Origin of the sequence: Cryobacterium sp. PAMC25264 (assembly GCF_019443325.1) — a bacterium.
In the GTDB taxonomy this organism is placed as follows: Bacteria; Actinomycetota; Actinomycetes; order Actinomycetales; family Microbacteriaceae; genus Cryobacterium.
Genome location: NZ_CP080383.1, coordinates 2077726 through 2104014 on the forward strand (window position 1 = coordinate 2077726; position 26289 = coordinate 2104014).

Annotated in this window: 26 protein-coding genes, 1 other RNA gene and 1 pseudogene; 16 read left to right on the forward strand and 12 right to left on the reverse strand. The window is 67.6% G+C overall.

From position 1 onward, the window contains the following. The first annotated feature begins 44 nt into the window (after positions 1-44). From KY500_RS09555 to KY500_RS19765, 3 genes are read left to right on the forward strand one after another with little or no spacing between them, the layout of a single operon-like run. A complete protein-coding gene (locus KY500_RS09555) occupies positions 45-1268 on the forward strand; it encodes a glycosyltransferase (protein WP_255579134.1) in 1224 nt (407 codons plus the stop codon). Then, a complete protein-coding gene (locus KY500_RS09560; RefSeq protein WP_219900374.1) occupies positions 1265-1432 on the forward strand; it encodes a hypothetical protein in 168 nt (55 codons plus the stop codon). Before KY500_RS09555 ends, KY500_RS09560 begins: the two co-directional genes overlap by 4 nt. Further along, entirely contained in the window at positions 1381-3165 is a 1785-nt protein-coding gene (locus KY500_RS19765; protein ID WP_370626930.1) for a PIG-L family deacetylase, read from the forward strand. The genes KY500_RS09560 and KY500_RS19765 overlap by 52 nt, the downstream gene beginning before the upstream one ends. Before the next feature lie 98 nt (positions 3166-3263). Here the strand turns inward: KY500_RS19765 and ssrA are convergent. Continuing rightward, positions 3264-3649, reverse strand: a transfer-messenger RNA (tmRNA) gene (ssrA, locus tag KY500_RS09575). Between the two features lie 509 nt (positions 3650-4158). Between ssrA and KY500_RS09580 the strand changes: the two genes are divergently transcribed. Then, positions 4159-5982 carry an HNH endonuclease signature motif containing protein gene (locus KY500_RS09580; RefSeq protein WP_219900375.1) on the forward strand — a complete coding sequence of 608 codons (1824 nt, stop codon included), beginning with the start codon at positions 4159-4161 and terminating at the stop codon, positions 5980-5982. 78 nt (positions 5983-6060) lie between these two features. Here the strand turns inward: KY500_RS09580 and smpB are convergent, their stop codons facing one another. The 4 genes from smpB to prfB all read right to left on the reverse strand — a co-directional run bounded on the left by smpB (position 6061) and on the right by prfB (position 9977). Continuing rightward, a complete protein-coding gene (gene smpB / locus KY500_RS09585) occupies positions 6061-6537 on the reverse strand; it encodes an SsrA-binding protein SmpB (protein ID WP_066599783.1) in 477 nt (158 codons plus the stop codon). 100 nt (positions 6538-6637) lie between these two features. Further along, positions 6638-7552: a permease-like cell division protein FtsX gene (ftsX, locus tag KY500_RS09590; RefSeq protein WP_066596535.1), complete on the reverse strand. Its 915-nt coding sequence runs from the start codon at positions 7550-7552 to the stop codon at positions 6638-6640. Further along, positions 7549-8766, reverse strand: coding sequence for a cell division ATP-binding protein FtsE (ftsE, locus tag KY500_RS09595; RefSeq protein WP_219900376.1), 1218 nt, complete (start codon positions 8764-8766; stop codon positions 7549-7551). Before ftsE ends, ftsX begins: the two co-directional genes overlap by 4 nt. 104 nt (positions 8767-8870) lie before the next feature. Continuing rightward, positions 8871-9977 (reverse strand): peptide chain release factor 2, encoded by a 1107-nt coding sequence (gene prfB / locus KY500_RS09600; protein WP_066596538.1) that lies wholly within the window; start codon positions 9975-9977, stop codon positions 8871-8873. Between the two features lie 41 nt (positions 9978-10018). Between prfB and KY500_RS09605 the strand changes: the two genes are divergently transcribed. Genes KY500_RS09605 through KY500_RS09615 form a run of 3 tightly spaced genes read left to right on the forward strand, consistent with a single transcriptional unit; the run spans position 10019 to position 12414 of the window. Beyond that, complete coding sequence (locus KY500_RS09605) at positions 10019-11293, forward strand: MFS transporter (protein ID WP_219900377.1); 1275 nt, start codon at positions 10019-10021, stop codon at positions 11291-11293. Positions 11294-11320: 27 nt separating this feature from the next. After that, positions 11321-11758 carry a nitroreductase family deazaflavin-dependent oxidoreductase gene (locus KY500_RS09610; protein ID WP_219900378.1) on the forward strand — a complete coding sequence of 146 codons (438 nt, stop codon included), beginning with the start codon at positions 11321-11323 and terminating at the stop codon, positions 11756-11758. Further along, entirely contained in the window at positions 11758-12414 is a 657-nt protein-coding gene (locus tag KY500_RS09615; protein WP_219900379.1) for a pentapeptide repeat-containing protein, read from the forward strand. The genes KY500_RS09610 and KY500_RS09615 overlap by 1 nt, the downstream gene beginning before the upstream one ends. 18 nt (positions 12415-12432) lie before the next feature. On the opposite strand, the gene glpX is transcribed toward KY500_RS09615, so the two are convergent. Next, complete coding sequence (glpX, locus tag KY500_RS09620) at positions 12433-13419, reverse strand: class II fructose-bisphosphatase (RefSeq protein WP_219900380.1); 987 nt, start codon at positions 13417-13419, stop codon at positions 12433-12435. A 184-nt stretch (positions 13420-13603) separates the two neighbouring features. On the opposite strand from glpX, the gene fbaA reads away from it, so the two are divergent. Both fbaA and KY500_RS09630 read left to right on the forward strand, forming a co-directional pair. Beyond that, positions 13604-14629: a class II fructose-bisphosphate aldolase gene (gene fbaA / locus KY500_RS09625; protein ID WP_066596553.1), complete on the forward strand. Its 1026-nt coding sequence runs from the start codon at positions 13604-13606 to the stop codon at positions 14627-14629. Between the two features lie 21 nt (positions 14630-14650). Then, on the forward strand, positions 14651-15265 hold the full coding sequence (locus KY500_RS09630; RefSeq protein WP_219900381.1) for a DUF6264 family protein: 615 nt from the start codon (positions 14651-14653) through the stop codon (positions 15263-15265). A gap of 66 nt (positions 15266-15331) precedes the next feature. On the opposite strand, the gene KY500_RS09635 is transcribed toward KY500_RS09630, so the two are convergent. Continuing rightward, a complete protein-coding gene (locus KY500_RS09635) occupies positions 15332-16372 on the reverse strand; it encodes a 4-hydroxy-3-methylbut-2-enyl diphosphate reductase (RefSeq protein ID WP_219903385.1) in 1041 nt (346 codons plus the stop codon). A 113-nt stretch (positions 16373-16485) separates the two neighbouring features. On the opposite strand from KY500_RS09635, the gene xseA reads away from it, so the two are divergent. From xseA to KY500_RS09660, 6 genes and pseudogenes are all read left to right on the forward strand, one after another. Continuing rightward, positions 16486-17712, forward strand: coding sequence for an exodeoxyribonuclease VII large subunit (gene xseA, locus KY500_RS09640; protein WP_219900382.1), 1227 nt, complete (start codon positions 16486-16488; stop codon positions 17710-17712). Between the two features lie 10 nt (positions 17713-17722). Beyond that, a complete protein-coding gene (locus tag KY500_RS09645; RefSeq protein WP_370626787.1) occupies positions 17723-17971 on the forward strand; it encodes an exodeoxyribonuclease VII small subunit in 249 nt (82 codons plus the stop codon). Next, positions 17968-18432, forward strand: a pseudogene (locus KY500_RS09650) (DUF4245 family protein); the annotation flags it as partial. The gene KY500_RS09645 and the pseudogene KY500_RS09650, both read left to right, overlap by 4 nt. A 32-nt stretch (positions 18433-18464) precedes the next feature. After that, a complete protein-coding gene (locus KY500_RS19275; RefSeq protein ID WP_255579135.1) occupies positions 18465-18659 on the forward strand; it encodes a hypothetical protein in 195 nt (64 codons plus the stop codon). After that, complete coding sequence (locus tag KY500_RS09655; RefSeq protein WP_219900383.1) at positions 18656-19300, forward strand: carbonic anhydrase; 645 nt, start codon at positions 18656-18658, stop codon at positions 19298-19300. Before KY500_RS19275 ends, KY500_RS09655 begins: the two co-directional genes overlap by 4 nt. A gap of 41 nt (positions 19301-19341) precedes the next feature. Next, positions 19342-20760: an aspartate ammonia-lyase gene (locus tag KY500_RS09660; RefSeq protein ID WP_219900384.1), complete on the forward strand. Its 1419-nt coding sequence runs from the start codon at positions 19342-19344 to the stop codon at positions 20758-20760. 60 nt (positions 20761-20820) lie between these two features. Here the strand turns inward: KY500_RS09660 and KY500_RS09665 are convergent, their stop codons facing one another. The 3 genes from KY500_RS09665 to KY500_RS09675 form a co-directional block, all read right to left on the reverse strand. Beyond that, a complete protein-coding gene (locus KY500_RS09665; protein ID WP_255579935.1) occupies positions 20821-22161 on the reverse strand; it encodes a PhoH family protein in 1341 nt (446 codons plus the stop codon). A gap of 233 nt (positions 22162-22394) precedes the next feature. Next, positions 22395-23555: an aminotransferase class V-fold PLP-dependent enzyme gene (locus KY500_RS09670; protein WP_219900385.1), complete on the reverse strand. Its 1161-nt coding sequence runs from the start codon at positions 23553-23555 to the stop codon at positions 22395-22397. Then, on the reverse strand, positions 23552-24331 hold the full coding sequence (locus KY500_RS09675; RefSeq protein ID WP_219900386.1) for an isoprenyl transferase: 780 nt from the start codon (positions 24329-24331) through the stop codon (positions 23552-23554). Before KY500_RS09675 ends, KY500_RS09670 begins: the two co-directional genes overlap by 4 nt. A 76-nt stretch (positions 24332-24407) precedes the next feature. Between KY500_RS09675 and KY500_RS09680 the strand changes: the two genes are divergently transcribed. Next, on the forward strand, positions 24408-25109 hold the full coding sequence (locus tag KY500_RS09680) for a hemolysin III family protein (protein ID WP_219900387.1): 702 nt from the start codon (positions 24408-24410) through the stop codon (positions 25107-25109). A gap of 3 nt (positions 25110-25112) precedes the next feature. Here KY500_RS09680 and KY500_RS09685 read toward each other — a convergent pair whose 3' ends face one another. Next, positions 25113-25379 carry a hypothetical protein gene (locus KY500_RS09685; protein ID WP_219900388.1) on the reverse strand — a complete coding sequence of 89 codons (267 nt, stop codon included), beginning with the start codon at positions 25377-25379 and terminating at the stop codon, positions 25113-25115. Beyond that, positions 25376-26245 carry a mycothiol conjugate amidase Mca gene (gene mca, locus KY500_RS09690; protein WP_219900389.1) on the reverse strand — a complete coding sequence of 290 codons (870 nt, stop codon included), beginning with the start codon at positions 26243-26245 and terminating at the stop codon, positions 25376-25378. Before mca ends, KY500_RS09685 begins: the two co-directional genes overlap by 4 nt. Between the last annotated feature and the right edge of the window lie 44 nt (positions 26246-26289).

The window sequence follows — 26289 nt, forward strand, 5'->3', positions numbered from 1 at the left end:
TGGCTCTCATCTTACGCATCCGCCCGATGTCCTAAGATTCTGTAGTGTCCCCAGTTACCTCTTCCCTGCGCATCGCCCTGGTTTCCCTGCACACCTCCCCCGGTGCCGAGCCCGGATCGGGTGACGCCGGCGGCATGAACGTGGTGGTTCGCCATCAGGCCGAGGCCATGGCGGAGCTCGGCCACCAGGTCGAGATCCTCACCCGGCGCTCCTCCCCCGAGATGCCCACCACTCGGCGCCTGAGCCCGGGCGTCACCCTGCGCTACCTCGACGCCGGGCCGCTCCGCTCGGTTCCCAAAGGCGACCACGAGGGGTTCATCGACGAGTTCCGCGTGCGAGCGAGCTCCCTCGGACCGTGGGACGTGATCCATTCGCACCACTGGTTCTCTGGCATGGCCATGCTGCCCCTGGCCCGCGAGCTGGGCGTGCCGCACGTGCAGAGCTTCCACTCGATCGCGGCCGACGAGGCCACCCCGCTGTCGGCCGGCGAGCGGCCCGAATCCGGCGGACGGATGGCCGGCGAGGCCTGGCTGGCCCGCGAATCCGACCTCGTCGTGGCCATCAGCGCGGCCGAAGCCGACACCGTCGTGCAGCGGCTGGGCGGATCGATGGACCGCATCGTCGTGGTCCCGCCGGGCGTGGACGGCCGGATGTTCCACCCTCTCGCTGCTGCCGACACACCGGTCGCCGGGGCGAACGCTCTCGGCTACGCCGTTGTCGCGGGCCGCCTGCAGCCGCTCAAGGGTCTGGACCTCGCCATCGAAGCGCTGGCGGCAGTGCCCGACGAACTCCGGCCGGAGCTCGTGATCGCGGGCGACGCCTCGGCCGACTACGACGGCTACATCGACGAGCTCACCCGCCTGGCCGCCCGGCACGGCATCGCAGATCAGGTGCGGTTCCTGGGGCCCTGCAACCGAGTGAAGCTTGCCGGACTGATGCGCGGCGCCCGGGTCGTGCTGGTGCCCTCGCACTCCGAGACCTTCGGCCTGGTGGCCCTGGAGGCCGCCGCCAGCGGTGTGCCCGTCATCGCCCAGGGCACCGGCGGACTCCGCGAGGCCGTGATCGACGGCGACACCGGCCTCCTGATCGAATCCCGTGACCCCCAGGACTGGGCGGATGCGCTCACCGCGGTACTGTCGGACCACACGCTGGCCAGGCGCCTGTCCCTCGCGGCCCGCCGCCGGGCCGAGGAGTTCGACTGGCCGCGGTCGGCCGCCCACCTGATCGAGGTCTACTGCACCGTGCTGCCTGTCCCGGTCTGCGCGTGAGCCTGCTCGACGGGCGGCGCTCGGTTCTCTTCGTGCACGCCCACCCCGATGACGAGACCATCTCCACCGGCGCGCTGATCGCCGAGTACGTGGCCAGGGCAGCCGGGTCTTCCTGCTCACCTGCTCGCGCGGCGAACGCGGCGAGGTCGTCGCCGGGCCGTTGACCGCTCTGGCGGGAACGACCGAGCTCGCCCGGGAACGCGACCGGGAGCTGGAGCGGGCCACCGGCATCCTGGGTATCACCGAGCGTTTCTGGCTGGGCGAGGCGCCGGCGCGGGTCGACGGACTCGAGCCGCGCCGGTACCGCGATTCGGGCATGGTGTGGCTGCGGCCAGGGCTGGCCGGACCGGCCGACGACGCCGCCTCTGACGCGCTGTCGGTGGCGCCGCTCACCGAGGTGGCCGCGGACATCGCAGCCCTCATCGTGAGGCTGCGGCCTGACCTGGTGGTCAGTTACGACGACGGCGGCGGCTACGGGCATCCGGATCACGTGCGCGCCCACGATGCGACACTGGCCGCGAGCGAGGCGACCGGCACGCCGTTCGCCGAAGTGCTCGAGACGCCGGGCGAGGGCGGCGAATGGTTCGATCTGCCCGGTCATCTGGGCGTCGTGACGGATGCCCTGCGCGCTCACGCGAGCCAGCTCACGGTGCACGGCACCGAGATCGTGCACTCCGGGGCCAGCGGGAGCCGATCGTCACCTCGGCCGGCCTGCGCCTGCACCCGCACTCCTCCCTCGTGTGATGCCGGCGCTGCTCCAGTCCTCGCTCAACGCTCTCTTCGACACCGAGGTGCGGTAGGTCAGCCGACTCTCACCCGGCTTTCTGCGCTTCACCCTGACGGGCGCCCACCTGCACCGGTTCGCCGCCCATGGCCTCGGCCAGCGCATCACGATCCGCCGTGTCACCGGACGGGATCACCGTGGCCGCACTCGTCGCGCGCGGCCGCTACGCCCTTCAGCGCAGGTGCCGCACGGGTCCGCCGCCAGGGCGTGATCCGCCGGAGAGGTGCACAATGGGCGCGTGCGCGTCGTCACAGTCGCGTCGGATGGGAGAGAGCGATGTGCAGATGGCTGGCCTATATCGGGGAACCGTTGCGTCCCTCCACGATCGTGCTCGATGCCACCCACTCGATCGTCGCGCAATCGCTGGACTCCCCGCTCGGCGCGGAGACGGTGAACGGTGATGGCTTCGGATTCGGCTGGTACGCCTCTGGCGAGACTGCGACAGCCGAACCGGCACTCTTCCACAGCACCGAGCCGGCCTGGAACGACCAGAATCTGCGCGAACTCACGCGGGCGATCGAGAGCCCGCTGTTCTTCACGCATGTTCGCGCCGCCGCGGGACCGCCTATCCAGCAGACCAACTGCCATCCGTTTCGCTACGAGAACTGGATGTTCATGCACAACGGGGCCATCTCGGGCTGGCGGGACCTGAAACGCGACCTCACCCTGGCGATCGACCCTGGCCTGTACCCCAACGTTCTGGGGACGACGGATTCGGAGGTGTTGTTCCATCTCGCGCTCACGCTCGGGCTGCAGGACGATCCCATCGCGGCCGTCGGACGAGCGATCCGGATGGTCGAGACTGTGGGCCACGAGCACGATGTGCTCTTCCCCTGGCAGGGCACGGTTGCCGTGTCGGACGGCAGCACGCTGTGGGCGTTCCGCTATTCGTCCCAGGGGCGCACGCGCTCCCTGTTCCACTCCACCGATATCCCGACCTTGCGTGAGATGTACCCCGACCAGGCGCGCCTGGCGGCGTTCGGGGATCATGCCCGGGTCGTGGTGTCCGAGCCGCTCAACGACCTGCCGGGCGTCTTCGTGGAGGTGCCGGAGGCCACGGCCGTCATCCTCGACGCCGACGGCTACCAGCACCAATCGTTCCTGGGTGGCTGAAGGCACGGATGGCTCAGCACGCAAAAACGCCACCCCGAGGGATGGCGTTCGTGCGTGGAGCTCAACGAGCAAATCAACAGCGTGTGGCAACAACCCAATGGTGGAGATGCGGGGAATTGAACCCCGGTCCATTGCTGTGGTCATGTTTCTTCTACGGGTGTATCCAGTGAAATCGTTCTACTCGGCTCCGGAACTTGCCACTGTCAGCTGATCCGACGAGCCCAGCCCTCGTTTAAGTCCCCCTATACCCCGAGGCTCAGGATAGGAGCAATCTCTCTAAATGACGTCAGGGTCCGAGTAGAGAGCATTCCCGGTCTGACGGTCTCAATGTGGTTCTACTTAGGCCGCGAGGGCGAAAGCGGAACGCGAGACAGTGCGGTTTGAATTGGCACTTATTGTTTTGCAGAGATCGTTAACGAGATAACCCTGCATCCTCGACCCGCTTCTCACAGTTACGCAGGCAATGTCGAAACCGATCATCCCCATGTTCACGTGTCGACGGCTCTCTAGGAGTCGCACGAGACGCGGTCGTTGTCACACGCTGTTGAATTACCAATCTTGTTTCCAAGACCGCAGTGACGAACATTGAAGCCCGCCACTACGGCCTTTCAGGATACAACACTTTGGCCTCCCCGTGCATTCGACCGCCGGCTTGCCTGCGCACCTGTTGCCCGACCGGACAACTGGTCCCGGTGCGCCGGGTGCACTTGTCCGCAGCGGGCCCAGTCGGCTGGTCGCAGCGACCGACCCCGCGGCAATCGAGCCCGTCGAGATCCCGCGCCCAGCTGTCCGCCGCACGCGTGTCGCTGATCGAGCCCGTCGAGATCCCGCGCCCTGCTGTCCGCCGCGCCCGGTCGTTGATCGAGCCTGTCGAGATCCCCGTAGACATCCCTATGAACCTGCAATGACTCCGGCGCAAATATTCTCGAGATTCCCCTGTGCATAACTTGACATTTCCTCACAATATTCTTTGATTCGTGGGAGAATGGGGGTATGGACGAAGAGCTCGTAAACGGCTCCACCGCACCGCTGGGAGACACTCCCACCGGTGGCAATCCGCAGGACTGGAACACCGCCCTGGCCGGTCCAGCACCGGTCCCTGTCGCCTTCGACGTCACCGCTGACTCGAGCGTAAACGCAGCCACCGACACGCCAGATGCCTCGTCCTCAGCAGGCGACCCAGCCGCCGAAAGAGCAGCCAGGCGCGCCGCCGCCGAGTCGCCAGGCGCGGACGGCGTCGACAGTGATCAGTCAGAACCCGCGCCGCGTCGCCCGCCTCGCCGGGGTGCCCCGCAGCCCGTGGCGGGACCCGCAGACATCCCGCGGTGCAGCAGCGCCACCGGTGTGTTCGGGGAGAAGCTGCAGGTCCTGGCCGAGGCCGCCGCGGCGGTGCAGGAGGTGATGGGCTCGATCGATGTCGACGGGCTCAACGACGCGGAACTGGTCGCGTTGACCCAGATGACCGAGAAGGTCGGCCGGCCCACCGATCTGGCCCGGGTGAGAACCGCGACCGTGGTGGACTACCGGGCCCGGACAGGCTTGGGCCGGGACTCGTTGGCCTGGCGGTTGGGAGCGTCGCACCACACGGACCTGTTGACCCGGTTGACCGGGGCGTCGGGGCAAGAAATGAAACGGCGGATACGGTTGGGCGACAAGATCGCCCCACGCATGATGGGCGGCACCGTCCTTGACCCCGTGTTCCCGACCGTCGCCGCTGCCCTGGCCGCCGGGGAACTCGGTCTGGACGCGGCCGAGGAGATCGTGAAGGGCCTGGCCGACTACAAGGTCCATGGTCGCTTCGACGCGAACCCCGCCGACGTCGACGCGGCCGAGGCGGGCTTGGTCGAATCGGCCACCGGCTCCGTCTACGGCCGCAGCACCGACGAGAGCCCGATCACCCGGTTGGGGGACTCGGACGGGTTCAGCTACCCCGCTGACGCGCTTCGCGAGATGGCCCTGCAGTGGCAAGCAGCATTGAACCCCGACGGCCTCGCCCCCAACGAAGACCTCCTCGAAGCGAAGTCCACGTTCTCCTTCGGCGGGCTCCGCAACGGCCTCTACCCCCTCCGCGGCGGAGTCACCCCGGATCTCAAAGGCATCATCCAAACCCTCTTCAACACCTACCAGTCCGCCCGCACCGCACCCCGGTTCCCCACCGCCGACGAACAGGAGAGTATCGAAGCCGGCGAACTCGTGCCCGGAGAGATCCTCGACGACCGCAGCGGCGGCGAGAAACGAGCCGACATCCTCCGCGGCATCCTCACCCAGATCGCCCAAGACCCCCGCACCCCCACGATGGGCGGAATGCCACCGACGGTGATGGTGCACGTCAGCGCCGCAGACCTCCTCGCCGGCATCGGCGTCGGCTGGATCGACGGCATCGACGGGCCGATCTCGATGAAAACGATCAACCAGATGATCGATAACGGTGGTATCCGGCCCGTGTTCTTCGGCGGCAACGGCGCTGTCCTCGCCCTAGGCAACAAAGCCCGCTGCTTCAGCCCCCTACAACGCCGCGCCATCACCGCCAGAGACGGCGGCTGCATCGTCCCCAGCTGCACCAGTCCGGCCCAATGGACCGAACTCCACCACGTCATCCCCTGGGAACACGGCGGCCGCACCGACATCGACAACGGGGTGCTGCTGTGTTGGTACCACCACCACACCATCAACACCGCCGGGTGGAAAATCCGCATGGTCAACGGGATGCCGCAAGTGAAGGCACCGCACTGGTTCGACCCGACCGGCACATGGCGACGGCCCAACCAACACCGAGCCCACGACCCCCACACCCGAAAACCCCCGAACACGGAATGACCCACCGGGGTCTCGACACGCTCGACCACCGGGGTCTCGACAGGCTCGACCAGCGGGTCGGGGGCAGAGCGGGTGCGGCTAGTCGCCCAGGTTGCGACGCGCGGAGATGGCGCGGTCCGACTCGCGCTTGTCCTGGCGTTCGCGCAGGGTCTGACGCTTGTCGAATTCTTTCTTACCCTTGGCCACAGCGATCTCGACCTTGGCCTTGCCATCACTGAAGTAGATCTTCAACGGGATGAGGGTGTATCCACCCTCCTTGGTCTTGTGGCTGATCTTGATGATCTCCTGTTTGTGCAGGAGCAGCTTGCGCTTGCGGCGCGGAGGGTGGTTGGTCCAGGTGCCGGCCGTGTACTCCGGAATGTGCACGGCATCCAGCCACGCCTCACCGGACTCGATGAAGGCATAGCCGTCGACAAGCGATGCCCGGCCGGCCCGAAGGGACTTCACCTCGGTACCGCTCAAGACCATTCCGGCCTCGTACGTGTCCTCGATGAGGTAGTCGTGGCGCGCCTTGCGATTGGTCGCGACGACCTTCTCGCCTTTTTCCCTGGGCACGGCATTCTCCTCGATCAGTTGTGGTGCAACCGGCATCCGCCGGGCAGCCCATCAGTCTAGCGGCACCTTCACCCGCCACCGACACGCTGCCCGCGACGGATCAGACCTTTAGGTACCGGGTGATGGCGAAGTTGGCCGACGCCGCAGCAAGGGCGGCACCGAGCACCAACAGAATGGGCACCACGGTCAACGCATCCTGCAGGTCGACGAGAGCGAAGCCGCTGAGCCGCGCCCCGAGGAAGTCCTGCACGAAGAACTTCACCAGCGCCACAACCGCTCCACCGGCAAGCAGCGAACCCAGCAGCGCCGCGAACACCCCCTCCAGGATGAACGGCGTTTGAATGAATCGGTTCGACGCTCCCACGAGCCTCATGATGCCCAGCTCCTTCCGCCGGGAGAACGCCGACAGACGGATGGTCGTGGCGATCAGCAGCGCCGCCGCCACGAGCATCAGCGAAGCGATGCCGATGGCTGTGTAACTGGCCACGTTGAGCACGGAGAAGATCTGGTCGAGGTACTTGCGCTGGTCGGCGACGTTCTCAACACCCGCAACACCCGAGAGGCTCTCCACGAGCACGTCGGAATCCTCCGGGTTCTTCAGGTTGACCCAGAAGGTCTGGTTGAGCTGCTCCGGGGTCACGTAGTCGGCCACCGGGTTACCCGCGAACTGCGTCTTGAAGTTCTCGAAGGCCTGCTCGTGCGTCTCGAAGTAGTACTTGTCGATGAAGGTCGCCAGAGTCGGGGACTCCAGCTGTGCCTTCACCGAGTCGATCTGCTCCTGGGTGGCCTCACCCGCCGTGCAGGTCTCCCCCGGCGAGATCGCCGTGCACATGTAGATGCCCACCTGTGCGCGGTCGTACCAGAAGTTCTTCATCTGGCCGATCTGCATCTGCATCAGGATGGCCGCACCGACGAAGGTCAGTGAGATGAAGGTCACCAGCACGACGGAGACCACCATCGAGGCGTTGCGCCGCAAGCCGTGGGAGGCTTCGGAAAGTACGAGTCCGAGTCTCATCGGGTGGGTCCTACGTTCTGCTCAATAGTGGGGTCAGGCTTCTCACCGGGCGCCCGCAGACCGAGCTTCTCGGCCAGCGTGAGCTGCTCCGGCTCGTCATGCTCGGTGACAGGGATCACCGGCCGGCTCATAGTGGATGTCGGCGGCTCGACGTTCGGTGCCGGCTCGGCCGGCTCGTCCGCAACAGGCGGCGCGTATTCGACGACGGGCGCCGGCTGGGCAGCAACCGGCTGGGCGGTCTCGCGCTCGACGGCCACCGGCCGGACAGCGGCGGGCTCGGCTTGACGCTCGGGAACCGACGCGGCGGTAGCGGCCTCGGACTCCTCGGTCGGCGGAGCGGTGTTCACCGCAACAGCGGCGGCTTCGACTTCGGCCGAGGCCACCTCCTGGGGCAGCACCTCCGGAGCGGGGTAGGTCAGCGGTGCGGCGGGCGTCGGGCCCGTGGTGGCTCCCGTCGCCATGCCAGTGGACGGCATCCGTGAAGACCTGGACGGAGCACGCTCACCCGGGGGCAGCACCATGGGGATTGCCGCGGTGGCGTAGCCGCCCTGGCGCTCGTCACGCACGATCTGGCCGGCGGACAGCTCGATCACGCGGCGCTTCATCTTGTCGACGATGCCCGCCTCGTGGGTGGCCATGATCACCGTGGTGCCACCGGCGTTGATCCGCGCCAGCAACGACATGATTTCGGCGCTCGTCGTGGGGTCGAGGTTGCCGGTGGGCTCGTCCGCCAGCACGATCTGCGGCTTGTTGACGATCGCGCGGGCGATGGCCACACGCTGCTGCTCGCCACCGGAGAGTTCGTGCGGCAGGCGCTGAGCCTTCTCGGCCAGCCCCACCATCTGCAACGTGTCAGGCACAGCCTCCTGGATGTACCCACGAGACTTACCGATCACCTGCAGGCTGAAGGCGACGTTGTCGTAGACGCTCTTGTTCGGCAGCAGGCGGAAGTCCTGGAAGACCACGCCGAGGTTGCGACGGAAGTAGGGCACCTTGCGGTTGGAGATGGAGCGCAGGTCCTGGCCGAGCACGTGAATGCTCCCGCTGGACGGCTTCTCCTCCTTCAACATTAGGCGAAGGCAACTCGACTTTCCCGAGCCCGAAGCCCCGACCAGGAACACGAATTCGCCGCGAAGAATCTCGACGTCGATGGAGTTCAGGGCCGGTCGGTTCGTACCGGGATATTTCTTGGTGATGTGATCAAATCGGATCATGGCGTGTTCGAGCCTAGGCAGCCAACCAGGATTTTCCTACTTGCGACATACCTCAAGCAGCAACTCGACAGGTTGACGGGAGCCACCGCCGGCCGGTTTCCCCGCTATTCGGTGGGGGTTTTCCGCCAGCGGATGCCCGCGGCGATGAATCCGTCGAGGTCGCCGTCGAACACGTTGGAGGGGTTGTTGACCTCGTACTCCGTGCGCAGATCCTTGACCATTTGGTACGGCGCGAGCACGTAGCTGCGCATCTGGTCACCCCAGCTGGCGGTGATGATGCCGGCGAACTCCTTCTTCGTGGCCGCTTCCTGCTCACGCTGCAGAAGCAGCAACCGGGAGGCCAGCACGCGCATGGCCGCGGCGCGGTTCTGGATCTGGCTCTTCTCGTTCTGGCAGCTCACCACCAGGCCCGTGGGCAGGTGAGTGATGCGCACGGCGGAGTCGGTGGTGTTGACCGACTGGCCGCCGGGGCCGCTGGAGCGGAACACGTCGACCCGGATGTCGTTGTCGGGAATCTCGACCGCTTCGGCCTGCTCGATCAGCGGCACGACCTCGACAGCGGCGAAGGAGGTCTGGCGCTTGCCCGCGGAGTTGAACGGGCTCATCCGCACCAGGCGGTGCGTGCCGGCCTCAACGCTCAGGGTCCCGAAGGCATACGGGGCATTGACCTCGAAGGTCGCCGACTTGATGCCGGCCTCTTCCGCGTAGCTCACGTCGAGAACGTTGGTGGTGTAGTTGTGTTGCTCGGCCCAGCGCAGGTACATGCGCAGCAGCATCTCGGCGAAGTCGGCGGCATCGACGCCGCCGGCGCCGGCCCGGATGGTGATCACGGCGGGGTTCGGATCGAACTCGCCGTTCAGCAGCGTCTGCACCTCGAGGTCGCCGAGCACCTTCTTGACGCTCTCCAGCTCGGCCGTGGCCTCGTCCGCTGACTCCTGGTCGCCCTCGGCGTTGGCCAGCTCCACGAGCACCTCGAGGTCGTCCAGACGGCTCTCGATGCTCTCAATGCGCTTGAGCTCACTCTGACGGTGGCTCAGGTCGCTGGTCACCTTCTGAGCGTGCTCGGAGTCGTTCCAGAGGTCGGGCGCGCCCGCCTCGTCGTTCAGCTCGGCAATGTCCAGACGTAGCCGGTCGATGTCGATCACCGACCGGATGTCGTCGAACGTGGCCCGCAGCGCGGCGATCTGCTCAGAGAAGTCCAGCTCAATCATTGTGGAATCCAGCCTACCGGGCGAGAGGTAGCATCGAACGGATGAGTACCGAGCGCCCCTTCAGCCTGCGGGGGGTGGCCCTCGCAGCGTTTCTACCCACGATGCTCTTCTCGATCGGTGAGGGCGCGATGATTCCCCTCATTCCCCTGGTGGCGGACAGTCTCGGCGCCTCCCTCGCCTTCGCGGGCTTCATCGCGGCCATGGTGATGGTGGGCGAACTCGCCGGAGATATCCCCAGCGGCGCCGTCGTCTCGCGTTTCGGCGAGCGGAACTCCATGATCGGCGCATCGCTGCTGGCGATCATGGCCGTGCTGGTCTGCATCATCGCGCCCAACCCCCTCGTGTTGGCCGCAGGCATCTTCCTCATCGGCCTGGCCACGGCGGTCTTCGCGCTCGCGAGGCACGCCTTCATGACCAGCTACGTTCCGGTGGCCTACCGGGCCAGGGCCCTCTCCACCCTCGGCGGCGTCTTCCGCGCCGGCTGGTTCGTGGGCCCGTTCATCGCGGCCGGCGTCATCCAGCTCACCGGAAGCACCAGCGCTGTTTTCTGGGTATTCATCGTCTGCTGCCTGGCGGCGGCCGTGGTGCTGTTGCTACTGCCGGATCCTTCGAGCACCTTCGCCAGCGCCGCGCCCGGAGCGCAACCCGGCACCGCCGTCCGCACCGCCGGCGAGGACGAGGCAGCGGCGGAGACCACCGGCCTGTTCGGCACCATCTGGCGGTACCGCGGCGTGCTGCTGCGACTCGGCACCGGCGCGGGCCTCGTCGGCGCGATGCGCGCCACCCGCACGGTGATGCTGCCCCTCTGGGCGGTCAGCATCGGCATCAACGAGCCGGACACGGCCCTGATCATCGGCATCGCCGGCGGTATCGATTTCGCCCTGTTCTACGCCAGCGGCCAGATCATGGACCGGTTCGGCCGCATGTGGACCGCCATCCCGTCGATGATCGGGCTCGGCATCGGCATGCTCGCCCTCTCCGTCACCCACGACCTGCCCGACAACGTGCAGTGGTTCATCGCCGTGGCGATGTTCCTCTCACTGGCCAACGGCATCGGCAGCGGCCTGCTGATGACCCTGGGCGCCGACCTGGCACCGCCCACCGGCCCCGCGCCGTTCCTGGGCGCCTGGCGCTTCACGGCCGATTTCGGTAGCGCCGCCGCCCCCCTGGCCGTCGCCGGCATGACTGCGGTGTTGTCCCTGTCGGTGGCCAGTGGTGTCATGGGCGTCGTGGGGCTCCTCGGCGCCGGGGTGCTCTGGCGCTACATTCCCCGGTACGCACCACGCCATCCCCGCGTACCCCTGCGAGAGAATTAAGCCAGGCCGAAGAGAGAGTTGACTGTCATGCCGCTGCACGGAGACTACGAGCCCAGCCCCGAGAAGTGGGTGCGCGACCAGGTCGAGCTGTACGAATCGTCCGGCGGCACCCAGGGCACCACCCTGCGCGGGATGCCCGTGATCGTGCTGAGCACCCTCGGCGCCAAGTCCGGCAAGATCCGCAAGGCTCCGCTCATGCGCGTCGAGCATGACGGCTGCTACGCCGCCGTCGCGTCCCTGGGCGGCAGCCCGAAGAACCCGGTCTGGTACGCCAACGTGGTCGCGCATCCGCTCGTCGAGGTGCAGGACGGGCCGGTCCGGCAGGACATGCGGGCACGGGAGATCACCGGCGAGGAGAAGGACCTGTGGTGGGACCGGGCCGTCGCGGCCTACCCGTCCTACGCCGACTACCAGACCAAGACCGACCGGGTGATCCCGGTCTTCCTGCTTGAGCCCGTCGCCTAGTGGCCCGCGTCACCAAGCGCGGCCCGCAGCTGGACCGGATCGTCCTGGAGAACCTGCTCGACAACGACGGTGCCCTCGTGGGCCGCGGCGACGACCGGGAGGCCGAGCGGTACACCCGGGTGGACTTCTCCGGCCGTGACTTCACCGGCACGGGCTTCACCGAGTGCGAACTGCACGCCGTAGATCTGAACACCACGGTGTTGCGCGGCACCAGCTGGGCGGAGTGCGTCGCCACGGAACTGCACGCCGCGGTGTTCAGCGCGCCCCGCTCCAGCTGGCGGGACGTGCGCATCGAACACTCCAGGCTCGGCTCGGTCGAGATGTACGAGGCGAACCTGCGCAGCGTGCAGATCGACGGCTCAAAGCTCGACTTCGTCAACCTGCGCAACGCCACCCTCACCGACGTGCTGATCAGCAACTGCATCATCGACGAACTCGACATCTCGAGCGCCGTCGTGCAGCGGCTGGAGCTGCGGGACTGCCGGATCGGCACGCTCGACGTCGCCGGCGCCCGACTCACCGACGTCGATCTGCGATCGAGCGACTTCTCGGCCATCCACAGCCTGGAAGGACTCAAGGGAGCCACCATCGACGACGCCCAGCTCTCGCTGCTGGCACCGCTGTTGGCGGCTCACCTCGGGATCCTGGTGGACTGAACCGGGAGGACTAGCGGACTAGAGCCACTTCTCGGCGAGGTGCTCGGCCACGACCCGGCGGATGGTACCGGTGCTGCCGCGTAGAACGATGGACTCGGTGCGGATCTTCGGGCCCATCTTGCGCACCCCGCCGACCAGTTGGCCGTCGGTGACGCCAGTGGCGACGAAGTAGGTGTTGTCACTGGTGACCAGGTCGTTCACGCCGAGGATCCGGTCGAGGTCATGCCCCGCGTCGATCGCCTTCTGGGCCTCGTCGTCATCCCTCGGGTGCAGTTTCGCCTGGATGAACCCACCGAGGGCCTTGAGCGCGCAGGCCGTGATGATGCCTTCAGGGGTACCGCCGATACCGACGCACATGTCGATCCGGGTCTCGGTGATGGCCGCGTTAATGCCGCCGGCCACGTCGCCGTCGAGCATCAGTCGGGTCCCGGCCCCGGCCGTACGCACCTCCTCGATCAACTGCACGTGGCGGGGCCGGTCCAGGATTGCGACGGTCATGTCGGCCACATCCTTGCCCTTGGCCTTGGCGAGGGCGCGGATGTTCTCGCCGATGGGCCGGTGCAGGTCCACGACGCCGTGGCCCTCCCAACCGGTGACGATCTTGTCCATGTAGAACACGGCGCTCGGGTCGTACATGCTGCCGCGATCGGCCACAGCGATCATGCTCAGCGCGTTCTGGCGGCCGTTGGCCGTCAGCGACGTGCCGTCGATCGGATCGACCGCGATATCGCACGAAGGACCGCGTCCGCTGCCGACGTGCTCACCATTAAACAGCATCGGGGCGTCGTCCTTCTCGCCTTCGCCGATGACGACGACACCGTCGAAATCAACCGTGCCGAGGAACTTGCGCATGGCGTCCACGGCTGCGCCGTCGGCCGCGTTCTTGTCTCCCCGGCCGATGAAGGGCACGGCGCGGATGGCTGCGGCCTCGGTGGCACGCACCAACTCCATGCCCAGGCTGCGGTCGGGGTGCAGGTACAGCGAAGCGTGTTCGGTATTCACCATGGGTGGTTGTCCTTCGAGATCGTATGTGGGTTGCTGAGGGACCGGGCCGGAATCCTTCTCCGGCACGGGCCTAGCTTACCCAGCGCCTGTGCAGCGGGACCTTATACCCGCAGGGACCAGAGCGGCCACACATCTGCCCTCGCTAGACTTGGCGGACAATCCCGCTCATTTTCGAGGAGACGCAATGCCCATCGCAACCCCAGACCAATACGCCGAGATGCTGAACAAGGCCAAGTCGAAGGGGTTCGCGTACCCCGCATTCAACGTCTCCTCCTCGCAGTCGATCAACGCCGTCCTCCAGGGCCTGACCGAAGCCGGTTCCGACGGCATCATCCAGGTCACGACCGGTGGCGCCGACTACTTCGCCGGCCACACCGTCAAGAACCGCGCCGCCGGCGCTCTGGCCTTCGCCAAGTTCGCGCACGTCGTCGCCGAGAACTACCCGGTCACGGTGGCCCTGCACACCGACCACTGCCCCAAGGGCGCCCTGGACGACTTCGTCCTCCCCCTCATCTCGGCTTCCGAGACCGCCGTCGCCGACGGCTTCAACCCGATCTTCCAGTCCCACATGTGGGACGGCTCGGCCATCGCCCTCGACGAGAACCTCGAGATCGCGAAGACCATCATCAAGCGCACCCAGGCGATCAACGCCATCCTCGAGGTCGAGATCGGCGCCGTCGGCGGCGAAGAAGACGGCGTTGAGGGCGACATCAACGACAACCTGTACACGACCTTCGACGACACCGTCAAGATGATCGAGGCCCTCGGCCTCGGCGACCAGGGCCGCTACATGGCCGCGCTCACCTTCGGCAACGTGCACGGCGTCTACAAGCCCGGCAACGTGAAACTGCGCCCCGAGCTCCTGAAGGAGATCCAGGAGAGCGTCGCCGCCAAGTACGGCACCAGCGCACTCCCCCTCGACCTCGTCTTCCACGGCGGCTCCGGCTCGACCGATGCCGAGATCGCTGAGGCCGTGAAGAACGGTGTTGTGAAGATGAATGTCGACACCGACACCCAGTACGCGTTCACGCGCGCCATCGCCGACTACATGCTGAAGAACTACGACGGCGTGCTCAAGGTCGACGGTGAAGTGGGCAACAAGAAGCTCTACGACCCGCGCGCCTGGGGCAAGGTCGCCGAGACGGCCATGGCCGCCCGCGTCGCCCAGGCTACGCGTCAGCTCGGCTCCGCCGGCCACTCCAACAGCTAGACCGATAGACAGACCAACTGGATGACGATGGCAGAGAACACCGGGACCCCGGCTCCCCACGACCAGGCGGCGACCCCGCCTGCCGACTACCGGCCCCGGCCCCGCTACGGCGAGCTGGCTCCGGAGGGCTGGACCTGGTCCCCGCCGCAGGATGCTTCGGCGCCCGCGGCCCCTGCCGCGTCTGAATCCGGGTCTGACACGATGGTTTCCGCTCCGGGAACTGTCTTGGCTCCATCGGTGGCGCAGGGATCGGCTGAGAAGCCGGTCCCCGCACCACCCGGGTGGGACCGGCCGGTGACCCTCGGGTTGCTGATCCTGGGTCTCCTGGCGACCTTCGTCACCATCGCAGTGCTGGACGCCCTGCCCCAGGCCGTGCAGATGTTGTACACGCAGGAGGGTCTGGGTGATTACTCGCCGGCCCCGATCGTGGCGACGCTGATCACCGCGGGCAGCATCAGCCAGGCCATCGTTTGGCTGGTCACCGCTGCGGTGAGCATCCTGCTGCTGGTTCGCTCCCGGCGGGCGTTCTACCTGCCGCTGATCGGCGGGGTCGTGGCCTTCGTGCTGATCTTCGTGTTCATGACGATCATCGTGGGCAGCGATTCCACCCTGATCGACTTCTACAGCCGCCCGTAAGGCGGCTGCGCCGGGCAGCGAACGGGCGGCTCCGCATGCGGAACCGCCCGTTCTGTGTATCCGGTGTTACTCGGTGCGGTCCACACGGCCGCCCAGCGCGCGGGCGTCGGTGTTGCCGGCCAGGTCCTTGCGCAGCTCCTTGGGCAGCGAGAACAGGAGGTCTTCCTCCGCCGTCTTGATCTGCTCCACGTCGCCGTAGCCGGCGCCGGCCAGGTCGCGCAGCAGCTCGTCCACGAGCTCCTCGGGCACGGAAGCGCCGCTGGTCACGCCGACGGTGTTCACCCCGTCAAGCCATTCCTGCTTCACTTCGCTGGCGTAGTCCACGCGGTAGGCGGCCTTGGCCCCATACTCCAGGGCTACCTCCACCAGACGTACCGAGTTGGACGAGTTCGCCGAGCCCACCACGATCACCAGGTCGGAGTCGCGGGCGACCTTCTTGATGGCCACCTGACGGTTCTGGGTGGCGTAGCAGATGTCGTCGCTGGGCGGATCCTGCAGGTTGGGGAACCGTGCCCGCAGGCGGCGCACCGTCTCCATGGTCTCGTCCACGCTGAGCGTGGTCTGGGACAGCCAGACGACCTTGTTCGGGTCGCGGACCGTAATGGTGTCGGCCTCATCGGGGCTGCCGACCAGGGTCGTGTGCTCCGGCGCCTCTCCGGCGGTGCCCTCGACCTCTTCGTGGCCTTCGTGGCCGATCAGCAAGATCTCGAAGTCGTCCCTGGCGAAGCGCACGGCCTCGCGGTGCACCTTGGTGACCAGCGGGCAGGTGGCGTCGATGGCGGCAAGGCCCCGCGCGGCGGCGGCATTGACGACGGCCGGAGACACACCGTGGGCGCTGAAGACGATGTGCGATCCGGTGGGAACCTCATCGACTTCTTCGACGAAGATGGCGCCCTTCTTCTCGAGCTCGCTCACCACGTGGGTGTTGTGCACGATCTGCTTCCGCACGTAGACGGGGGCGCCGTACAACTCGAGTGCCTTCTCCACGGCGATGACGGCGCGGTCCACGCCGGCACAGTAGCCGCGCGGGGCTGCCAACAGCACCCGTTTCAGCCCATCCACCGGGGTATCCTTGAGCCTGTTGGCGAGGCTCGGAATTCTGGGCATGCCAAGGCCGATCACGGGCTTTTCTGTACTGATGCTCACTCGCACAGTCTACGCGAGAGCGTCTGCGGAGTCCGTGAGAGCGAAATCCCCGCCGCCCGAGAGAACGAGAGCCGATGAACGCCGTCACGATACCCGCCGTGGGCGACCAGCCGCCCACCGTCGACGCTCCGTGGCCGGTCGCCGTGCTGTCCAACAAGATCCGTGGCTATATCGAACGCCTTGGCACTGCCTGGGTGGAAGGCGAGATCGTGCAGTGGGGCGCCAGCGGCGGTAACGTCTACGGCAAGCTCAAGGACCTCACCATCGACGCCACCGTGAGTTTCACTCTCTGGTCGTCGGTGAAGGCGCGGCTGACCAACGACTTCAAACAGGGCGACCGCGTGATTGCCCTCGTCAAGCCCAACTACTGGGTCAAGGGCGGCACCCTCACCATGCAGGTCTACGAGCTGCGCCACGTGGGCCTGGGCGACCTGCTCGAACGCCTCGAGCGGCTGCGCGCCCAGCTCACGTCCGAGGGCCTCTTCGACCGGTCCCGCAAACGCCCGCTGCCATTCCTGCCGCACCGCATCGGACTGGTCACCGGCAAGGACTCCGACGCCGAGAAGGACGTCCTGCGCAACGCCCAACTGCGCTGGCCGGCCGTGGACTTCCGGGTCGTGCACGCCGCCGTGCAGGGCGACCGCATGGTTGCGGAGGTCACGGCGGCCATCCTGCAACTGGATGCCGACCCCGAGGTCGACGTCATCATCGTCGCCCGCGGCGGCGGTGACTTCCAGAACCTGCTCGGTTTCAGCGACGAGGGGCTCGTTCGAGCCGTCGCCGGGTGCACCACCCCCGTGGTGAGCGCCATCGGGCACGAGGCCGACAGGCCGCTGCTCGACGACGTCGCGGACCTCCGCGCCTCCACCCCCACCGATGCCGCCAAACGCGTCGTTCCGGATGTCTCCGACGAGCTGAACCGCGTCCAGCAGGCCCGGGCGCGCCTGAGCAGCCGGCTCACCGGCATCCTGTCCACCGAGGTCGACAGGCTCGGCCAGCTGCGCAGCCGCCCGGTGCTCACCGCCGCCGACTGGATCGTCGACACCCGCTCACAGGACCTCACCCGGTACGTCGCCCGGGGTGCAGAGCTCATGCACCGCACCCTCGAGCGGGCCGGCGCCGGCGTCGTCGAGCTCCGCTCCCAGCTGCGCGCGCTCTCCCCGCAGGGAACCCTGGACCGCGGTTACGCCATCGTGCAGCTCCCAGGCGGCCAGGTGCTGCGCACAAGCGACCAGGCGCCGGCCGGCACCGAATTGCACATCACGGCGGGCGTCGGAACCGTGGACGCGGTGGCGAAATAGAATGGCTGACATGACTTCGCCCGCTTCCACCCCCACCTCCGCCCCCGGCGACATGCCCACTGTCGATTCGCTCAGCTACGAGCAGGCCAGGGACGAGCTGATCCGGGTGGTCTCGGTGCTCGAACAGGGCGGAACCACCCTCGAGGAGTCCCTCGCGCTCTGGGAACGCGGCGAGGCCCTCGCCACCCGCTGCGAGGAATGGCTGATCGGAGCCAAGGCTCGCCTGGACGCCGCCCGCGGAGCGGCCGCCGCGGAATGAGCCGCACCCCCCGAACCCCCCGTCCGGCTCGCGCACCGCGGGTCGTCGCGGAGCTTGGCCGGCCGGAGACCGCCGAAGAGCGCGCCACGCGCCTCGCCACGAATTCGCGCAACTACCGGTCGCGGAAGACCATCAACAACCTGGTCTTCTCCCTGTTGGCGACCGTGGGCGCCGTCATCGTGCTCGTGCTCATAGTTCCGCGCAGCGACACCCCGCTCGACCGCGCGGTGGACTACACCGCGGTCGCCGAGCAGGTGCAACGGGGTGTCGACGAGCCGCTCGTCTCCCCCGCCCTGCCTCCGGGCTTCAGCGCCAACGCCGCCGAGTGGCGCGCCGGTGGCAGCGACGGCGTGTCCAGCTGGTACATCGGGCTGATCACGCCCCGGAACGAGTTCATCGCGCTCACCCAGGCCGTCAACGCGAATCCCACCTGGCTCGCCGAGCAGCTCAAGAAGGTCACCCCCTCCGATACGATCACCATCGATGACGTGCAGTGGGACGTCTACCGCAACCCGCGCCGGCCGCCGACCAGGGCAACTTCGAGTCGGCCCTCGTCACCGAGGCCGGCGACAGCACCTACCTGCTCGTGGGCACCGCCGATGACGACGAACTCGCCGTGGTCGCCGGAGCACTGTCCGCACAGATCACCGCCAACCAGACCACCAACCAGTCAGGGGCCAGCCAATGACCACTCCTCCCTCCCTCAGCCCCGCCACCGTCTGGAACGATCTCGCCAGCGGAAACGAGCGGTTCGTGAACGGCGACCCGCAGCATCCGCGTCAGGACGTCGACCGGCGCGCCGAGACCGCCTTCGCCCAGACCCCGATGGCCGCCCTGTTCGGCTGCAGCGACTCCCGCCTGGCCGCCGAGATCATCTTCGACAAGGGCCTGGGCGACCTGTTCGTCGTCCGGAACGCCGGCCAGGTCATCTCCGACTCGGTGCTCGGCTCGCTGGAGTACGCCGTGGCCGTGCTCAAGGTCCCACTCATTCTGGTCCTCGGCCACGACCGTTGCGGCGCCGTGCGGGCCGCCATCGACTCGCAGGGACTGGACGCCGAGCAGCTTCCCCCGCACATCGACAGCATCATCCAGAAGATCGTGCCGGCCGTGCGCCGGGTCGGCGGGCCCACGACCGGGCCGCTGGACCCGGAGAGCGTCGACGCGTCACTGGTGGGCCGTGAGCACCTGCGGGACACCGTCGCCGAGCTGGTGCAGCGCTCGGAGATGATCAGCGCCGCCATCGCGGAAGGTACATTGGCTATCGTCGGCGCGAACTACCGGCTCCTCGAGGGCCGCGCCGAACCCGACATCGTCGTCGGCGTCGTTTAGACGCTGCGAGCTTCTTCTCCAATCGAAAGGTAAGACACACCGTGGTGGACACTTCAACTCAGGCCGGGACATCCAGCTACCGGATCGAACACGACACGATGGGCGAGGTGCGGGTGCCGGCTGCGGCGCTCTACGGCGCGCAGACGCAGCGGGCGGTGGAGAACTTCCCGATCTCGGGCTCCGTGCTCGAGTCCGCCCAGATCGCCGCGCTGGCGCGCATCAAGAAGTCCGCGGCCCTGGCCAACGCCCGCCTGGGTGTGCTCGATGCGACCATCGCCGACGCCATCGCCGCGGCGGCGGATGAGGTCATCACCGGCCGGTATGACTCCGAGTTCCCGATCGACGTGTACCAGACCGGCAGCGGCACCTCCTCGAACATGAACATGAACGAGGTCCTCGCCACCCTCGCCACCCGCAGCCTCGGCAGCCCCGTGCACCCCAACGACCACGTCAACGCGTCGCAGTCCAGCAACGATGTGTTCCCCACCTCCGTGCACATCGCCGTCACGAGCGCCCTCATCGACGACCTGATCCCGGCGCTCGATCACCTCGCCGTGGCGTTCGAGACCAAGGCCGAGCTGTGGGCCACGGCCGTCAAGGCCGGCCGCACCCACCTGATGGATGCGACACCCGTCACCCTCGGCCAGGAATTCGGCGGCTATGCCCGCCAGATGCGCCTCGGCATCGAGCGGGTTCGCACCGCTCTCCCCCGCGTTGCCGAGGTTCCGCTGGGGGGCACCGCCGTGGGCACCGGCATCAACACCCCGGCCGGCTTCCCGCAGCTGGTGATCGAGCTGCTCACCCTCGAGACCGAGTTGCCGATCACCGAGGCCATCGACCACTTCGAGGCGCAGGCCAACCGCGACGGCCTCGTCGACGCCTCCGGCGCCCTCCGCACCATCGCGGTGGGCCTGACCAAGATCTGCAACGACCTGCGCTGGATGGGCTCCGGCCCCAACACCGGCATCGGCGAGCTCAGCATCCCCGACCTGCAGCCGGGGTCCTCGATCATGCCGGGCAAGGTCAACCCGGTCATCCCCGAGGCGGTGCTCATGGTCTGCTCCCGCGTGATCGGCAACGACGCCACCATCGCCTGGTCGGGTGCGTCCGGCGCCTTCGAACTCAATGTCGCCATCCCGGTGATGGGCACGGCGCTGCTCGAGTCGATCCGGCTGCTCGCCAACGGCGCCCGGGTGCTCGCCGACAAGACCGTCGACGGCCTCGAGGCCAACCTGGACCGCGCCCGCGCGCTGGCCGAGTCGTCTCCGTCGATCGTGACGCCGCTGAACCGGGTGATCGGCTACGAGGCCGCCGCCAAGGTCGCCAAGCACTCCGTGGCCCAGGGCCTCACCGTGCGGGAGGCTGTCATCGACCTCGGCTTCGTGGAGCGCGGCGAGGTCACCCTCGAGCAGCTCGATGTGGCGCTCGATGTGCTGAGCATGACGCGGCCGCCGCGGTAGGTTCGCACGGAAGAGGGGCGAAACGGATGCTGACGCATCCGGTTCGCCCCTCTTCGCCATTCAGGCCAGCTCGTTGCCCTCCAGCATCTCCGTGACCAGGGCGGCGATCGCGCTCCGCTCCGACCGGGTGAGCGTCATGTGGGCGAACAACGGGTGCCCCTTGAGCGTCTCGATCACGCTGGCGACCCCGTCGAAGCGACCCACCCGCAGGTTGTCGCGCTGCGCCACGTCGTGGGTGAGCACCACCCGCGAGTTCTGCCCGATGCGGCTGAGCACCGTCAGGAGCACGTTCCGCTCCAGGGACTGGGCCTCGTCGACGATCACGAACGCGTCGTGCAGGCTTCGTCCGCGGATGTGGGTGAGCGGCAACACCTCGAGGATGCCGCGTTCGACGACCTCCTCAAGCACGTTCTCGCTCACCAGGGCGCCGAGCGTGTCGAAGACTGCCTGGCCCCACGGGCCCATCTTCTCCTGCGCGTCGCCCGGCAGGTAGCCGAGCTCCTGGCCGCCCACCGCGTAGAGCGGCCGGAACACCATGATCTTACGGTGCTGCTGGCGCTCCAGCACGGCTTCCAAGCCGGCGCAGAGGGCCAGCGCGGACTTCCCCGTTCCCGCTCGCCCTCCCAACGACAGGATGCCGATCTCCGGGTCGAGCAGCAGGTCGATCGCCAGGCGTTGCTCGGCCGAACGGCCGTGCAGGCCGAACAGGTCGCGGTCACCGCGGACCAGCCGCAGCTCGCCCCGCCCGGTGACCCGGCCGAGCGCCGAGCCGCGGTCGGAGTGGATGACCAGGCCCGTGTTGACCGGCATGTCCTGCACGAGTCGGGTTTGCAGCGACTCTGTGTCGTACAGGTCGTTCACCTGCTCGGCGCTCAGGGTGATCTCGTCCATGCCCGTCCAGCCGGAGTCAACGGCCAGCTCGTGCCGGTACTCGTCCGCGGTCAGGCCGATCGACGCGGCCTTCACCCGCAGCGGCAGGTCTTTGGAGACCACGGTGACGGCAAGCCCGTCGTTGGCCAGGTTCATGGCCACGGCGAGGATGCGCGAGTCGTTGTCGCCCAACTGCAAGCCGCTGGGCAGCACCGACATGTTCGAGTGGTTGAGTTCGACCCTGAGGCTGCCGCCGTCCCCGACCGGGATGGCGAAGTCGAGGCGTTCGTGTTTCACCCGGAGTTCGTCGAGGTACCGCAGCGCCTGACGGGCGAAGTACCCGATTTCCGGGTCGTTGCGCTTGGACTCCAGCTCCGTGATGACAACGACGGGCAGCACCACGGCATGCTCGACGAAACGGAAGATGGCCTTGGGATCGGACAGGAGAACCGAGGTGTCCAGCACGAAGGTGCGCTCGGTTTGGTCGACCCCTGACGGTGTCTGCTCCGCACTCCGGAGATCTGTGTTCAGGTAGTCGGTTCGATTAGCGGTCACAACCACTCCCACCCCGCACCGTGAGGTGCGGATTTGTTGGCGAGCGACCACAAGCTTTTTTCTCGAGCCGTACTTATGTGGCCGTCTCGATCAGGTGCCGTACCTGATGAGTCGAAGGTACGTCGGTCAGTCGAGAATTGGAAAGGCGACACGCCCAACGTCATCAGACGTTAATCCGGGCCGAACCGGACGCGAATCGGTGCGGCGGCTCAGTACCGCTCGGCCGCGGTGTACGCGACGAAGGCCGCGCGCAGCATGTCCATCGTCTCCTCGGCGAGTCGCGCGTGGGCGCTCAGCCGCACGCTGCCGGACCGCACGGTGGTCGTGAGGCCGTGGTTGTGCAGGGCGGCGCCCAACGCGGTCAGACGTTCGGCCGGCGGCTGCAGCACGACCATGCCGGCGCGTTCCCGGGCATCGCGGGAGCTGGACACACCGATGCCGAATTCGTCGGCCAGGTCGATCAGGCGTTCGGTGTTGGCCGCGACGGCACTCTCGATGACGTCCACGCCCACGGCCTGGATCTCCTCGAGCGCGCTCGCGAGCCTCGCCTGGGCGATGCCGTCGGCGTTGGTGACCCCGAACGCCGCCGCGGCGCGCACGGGCGGCGGCACATCATCCCAGGGCAGCTCCTCCGAGCCGGCCGGCACGGTGCCGGTGAAGCCGCTCATCACCGGGGTGAGGCGCTCGACGGCCCGGTCGCTCAGGGCGAGGAAGCCGGTGCCCCACCCGGCTCTGGCCCATTTCTGTCCGCCGGAGGCGACCACGTCCGCTACCTCGTACGCGGCGTCGACCACGCCGAAGCCCTGGATGGCGTCGACGATGAGTAGTCTGTCGCCGATGACCTGGCGGATGCCCTCCAGGTCGGTGCGGAAGCCCGTGCGGGAGTCGACCAGGCTCACGGCCACCGCGACGGTGCCCGGGGTGAGCTGGTCGCGCACCTGTCCGGGCGTGACCTGGCCGGCGCGCTCCGACGTGGTCTCGGCCTCGAGCCAGAGCGGCGTGGCGACGTGCAGGGCCTCCGCGGCGCGCCTGGCCGCGAACGGCAGGCTGGGGAAGTCCGCTGGTGAGAGCAGCACATCGCCGGTGAGACCGAACATGGCGTGCATGAGGCCCATGCTGGTGTTCGGTTGCGCCACGACCTGGTCGGCACGGAACCGGGTGAGCGCGGCGACGGCCGCGCGCATCCGCAGGTCCTGCTCGCCGAAGTGGCCGAGGCTGCCGTAGCGGGCGCGAGCGAGGATCTCCCCCTGTCCGAGGCTCTCGGCAAGGACGGCGCGGGAAAGCGGCCCGATCCGGCCGTAGTCCAGGTAGCCGGGGTCTTCGGTGAAGCCGTCCAGGTAGGCTGTGAGAGCCGGTTCGGCCGACTTCATCCGCCGAACCTGCGGTGCCGCTTGGCGAAGTCGCGCAGGGCGCGCAGGAAGTCCACCTGGCGCAGGTCAGGGCCGAGCGCCTCGACGAAGTAGAACTCGCTGTGCGCGCTCTGCCAGAGCATGAAATCGCTCAGCCGCTGCTCGCCCGAGGTGCGGATCACCAGGTCGGGGTCGGGCTGGCCGCCCGTGTACAGGTGCTGGCCGATGAGCTCGGGGGTGAGGGTCTCGGCGAGGTCATCGAGGGTGCCGCCGTGGGCGTGGTGGGTGGCGACGATGCTGCGCATGGCGTCGGTGATCTCGGTGCGGCCGCCGTACCCCACAGCGAGGTTCACGTGCAGGCCCCGATGGTCGCCCGTGCGGGCCTCCGCGGCGCTCAGGGCGGCCTCGAGCGGCCCGGGCAGGCACTTCTTCGACCCGACCTGCTGCACCCTCCAGTCCCGGTAGTGCGAGAGGTCCTCGGCGAGGTCGGCGATGATCTCGAACAGGGCGTCGAGCTCCTCGGTGGGCCGCTGGGTGAGGTTGTCGGCCGAGAGTAGGTACAGAGTGACGACGGAGATGCCCAGGTCGTCGCACCACTCGAGGAATTCGCGCATCTTCGCGGCCCCGGCGCGGTGCCCGTGCGCGGCGGAGTCGTAGCCGAGCTGCTTGGCCCAGCGCCGGTTGCCGTCGATGATCATGGCAACGTGGCGGGGTAGGACCGCCGACGTCAGCCCGCGGCGAAGCCGCCGCTGGTAGACCCGGTAGAGGAGTCCGCGTCCGAGGGTGATTTGCCGCATGTGCACACAGTTACGCTAACCCAATCCGGCCCGCGTCCGCGCCGCGCACCCCGCTGGGCTGCCGTATCCTGACAGCATGGCCCCCTCGGACGACATCCCGAATCTTCCCCTGCTCGAAGACGAGATCGAGCACCCCGTCCCCGAGAAGCCCACCTGGCGGGGCTGGATCCACGCGGGTACGTTCCCGGTCACCATCGTGGCCGGCATCATCCTGCTGCTGGCGGCGGACGGCCCGGCAGCCAGGTGGAGCTCGGCGGTGTTCGTGGCCAGTTCGATGCTGCTCTTCGGCAACTCGGCGCTCTACCACCGCTTCACCTGGCAGCCGCGCACGCGCCTGCTGCTCAAGCGCATCGACCACGCCAACATCTTCCTGCTGATCGCCGGGTCGTACACGCCCATCACGGTGCTGGCGTTGCCGCCGGACAAGGCCGTGCTGCTCCTGTCCCTGGTCTGGGGCGGCGCGCTGCTCGGCATCGCCTTCCGGGTGTTCTGGATCAACGCTCCCCGTTGGCTCTACGTGCCGCTGTACCTGGCGCTGGGCTGGGGCGCGCTGATGTTCATCGTCGACTTCTTCCAGGCCGACGCCCTGATGATGACGCTGATCATGATCGGCGGGCTCTGCTACTCGGTCGGCGCCGTCGTCTACGGCCTGAAGAAGCCCAATCCGATCCCCGGGGTCTTCGGATTCCACGAGATCTTCCACGCCCTGACCGTGGTGGCGTTCCTCTGCCACTGGGTCGCGATCCTGATCATCGCGACGCATCCGCTTTACCCGTAGGTTCTACAGCTCGTCCGACTTCTTCTCGCCCGCTGCGGCGTCACGCTCGGCGACCTCGGCCGCCAGGCGCTCCTGCATCTCGGCACGATAGTTGGTGCGCCGGATGCGTCGGGCCAGGTCCATGCCCAGCAGCAGCGTCACCGCCGCGACGAAGAAGATCGCGAAGAAGCCCCACGGGCCCGGCGTGACGGTGTCGGGGTTGAACTCCGGCGGAGGGGTATTCGAGAGGATGAAGTCGAGCACCGGGGACAGGGCGGGCATGAGACTCATGCGTCGACCGTGTCGGTGACGCCCGCGAAGAGATCGGATTCGGGCATGACGGTGTCAACTTTCGATTCTATGAGCTGGAAGTCTTCGTAGGGCCAGGCCTTGCGCACCATGTCGTTGGGCCAGAAAAAGAAGCTGCTCGTGGGCGAGACCTGGCTGGCGTGCGCTTTGAGAGCGTCGTCGCGCACCTCGAGGAAGTCGCCGATGGGCACGTGCGTGGTCGCCAGGTTCGGGTATTCGCTCATCCGCTCCCTGGCGCTCGCGAGCGGCTCGAGCAGCTCGGAATCCGGCTCGGTGACGCTCAGCTCGAGGTACATGGCGTCCATGCGTTCGAGGTTGAAGATGCGGTCGTAGTAGAGCTTCTCGATCTGCCAGGCCTCACCGGCGTCCGGGTACCGGTCGGAGTCCGCCGCGGCGCGGAAGGCCTCCAGCGACACCTCGTGCGTGCGGATGTGGTCGGGGTGCGGGTAGCCGCCGTTCTCGTCGTAGGTGATCAGCACCTGCGGGCGGAACTCGCGGACGATGCGCACCAGCGGCTCGGCCGAGATCTCCAGCGGCACGTCCGCGAAGGAATTCTTGGGCACCCCGCCGTCGTCCTGCATGCCGGAGTCCTGATAGCCGAGCCAGCGGTGCTGGATGCCCAGCGCCTTCTGAGCGGCCGCCATCTCGAGGCGTCGGAGACCGGACAGGTCCCGCTCGGCCATGGCCAGGTGGGTCAGGTCCTCGTTGAGGATGCTGCCCCGCTCGCCACCGGTGCAACTCACCACGAGCACCTCTGCTCCCAGGCTCCGGTAGTACGCGTATGTTGCGGCGCCCTTGCTCGACTCGTCGTCGGGATGGGCGTGCACTGCCAAGAGCCGCAGCGTCATGAAACTCCTCAGAAATGCCAGCTAACCTTGGGTCCAAGCCTAAT

Bases quoted from the DNA above. Each gene is read 5' to 3' on its own strand.
- KY500_RS09580 (WP_219900375.1), top strand. From the start codon at position 4,159: ATGGACGAAGAGCTCGTAAACGGCTCCACCGCACCGCTGGGAGACACT.
- ftsX (WP_066596535.1), bottom strand. From the start codon at position 7,552: ATGAGACTCGGACTCGTACTTTCCGAAGCCTCCCACGGCTTGCGGCGC.
- ftsE (WP_219900376.1), bottom strand. From the start codon at position 8,766: ATGATCCGATTTGATCACATCACCAAGAAATATCCCGGTACGAACCGA.
- prfB (WP_066596538.1), bottom strand. From the start codon at position 9,977: ATGATTGAGCTGGACTTCTCTGAGCAGATCGCCGCGCTGCGGGCCACG.
- KY500_RS09605 (WP_219900377.1), top strand. From the start codon at position 10,019: ATGAGTACCGAGCGCCCCTTCAGCCTGCGGGGGGTGGCCCTCGCAGCG.
- KY500_RS09610 (WP_219900378.1), top strand. From the start codon at position 11,321: ATGCCGCTGCACGGAGACTACGAGCCCAGCCCCGAGAAGTGGGTGCGC.
- glpX (WP_219900380.1), bottom strand. From the start codon at position 13,419: ATGGTGAATACCGAACACGCTTCGCTGTACCTGCACCCCGACCGCAGC.
- fbaA (WP_066596553.1), top strand. From the start codon at position 13,604: ATGCCCATCGCAACCCCAGACCAATACGCCGAGATGCTGAACAAGGCC.
- KY500_RS09630 (WP_219900381.1), top strand. From the start codon at position 14,651: ATGACGATGGCAGAGAACACCGGGACCCCGGCTCCCCACGACCAGGCG.
- KY500_RS09635 (WP_219903385.1), bottom strand. From the start codon at position 16,372: ATGCCCAGAATTCCGAGCCTCGCCAACAGGCTCAAGGATACCCCGGTG.
- xseA (WP_219900382.1), top strand. From the start codon at position 16,486: ATGAACGCCGTCACGATACCCGCCGTGGGCGACCAGCCGCCCACCGTC.
- KY500_RS09645 (WP_370626787.1), top strand. From the start codon at position 17,723: ATGACTTCGCCCGCTTCCACCCCCACCTCCGCCCCCGGCGACATGCCC.
- KY500_RS09655 (WP_219900383.1), top strand. From the start codon at position 18,656: ATGACCACTCCTCCCTCCCTCAGCCCCGCCACCGTCTGGAACGATCTC.
- KY500_RS09670 (WP_219900385.1), bottom strand. From the start codon at position 23,555: ATGAAGTCGGCCGAACCGGCTCTCACAGCCTACCTGGACGGCTTCACC.
- KY500_RS09675 (WP_219900386.1), bottom strand. From the start codon at position 24,331: ATGCGGCAAATCACCCTCGGACGCGGACTCCTCTACCGGGTCTACCAG.
- KY500_RS09680 (WP_219900387.1), top strand. From the start codon at position 24,408: ATGGCCCCCTCGGACGACATCCCGAATCTTCCCCTGCTCGAAGACGAG.
- KY500_RS09685 (WP_219900388.1), bottom strand. From the start codon at position 25,379: ATGAGTCTCATGCCCGCCCTGTCCCCGGTGCTCGACTTCATCCTCTCG.
- mca (WP_219900389.1), bottom strand. From the start codon at position 26,245: ATGACGCTGCGGCTCTTGGCAGTGCACGCCCATCCCGACGACGAGTCG.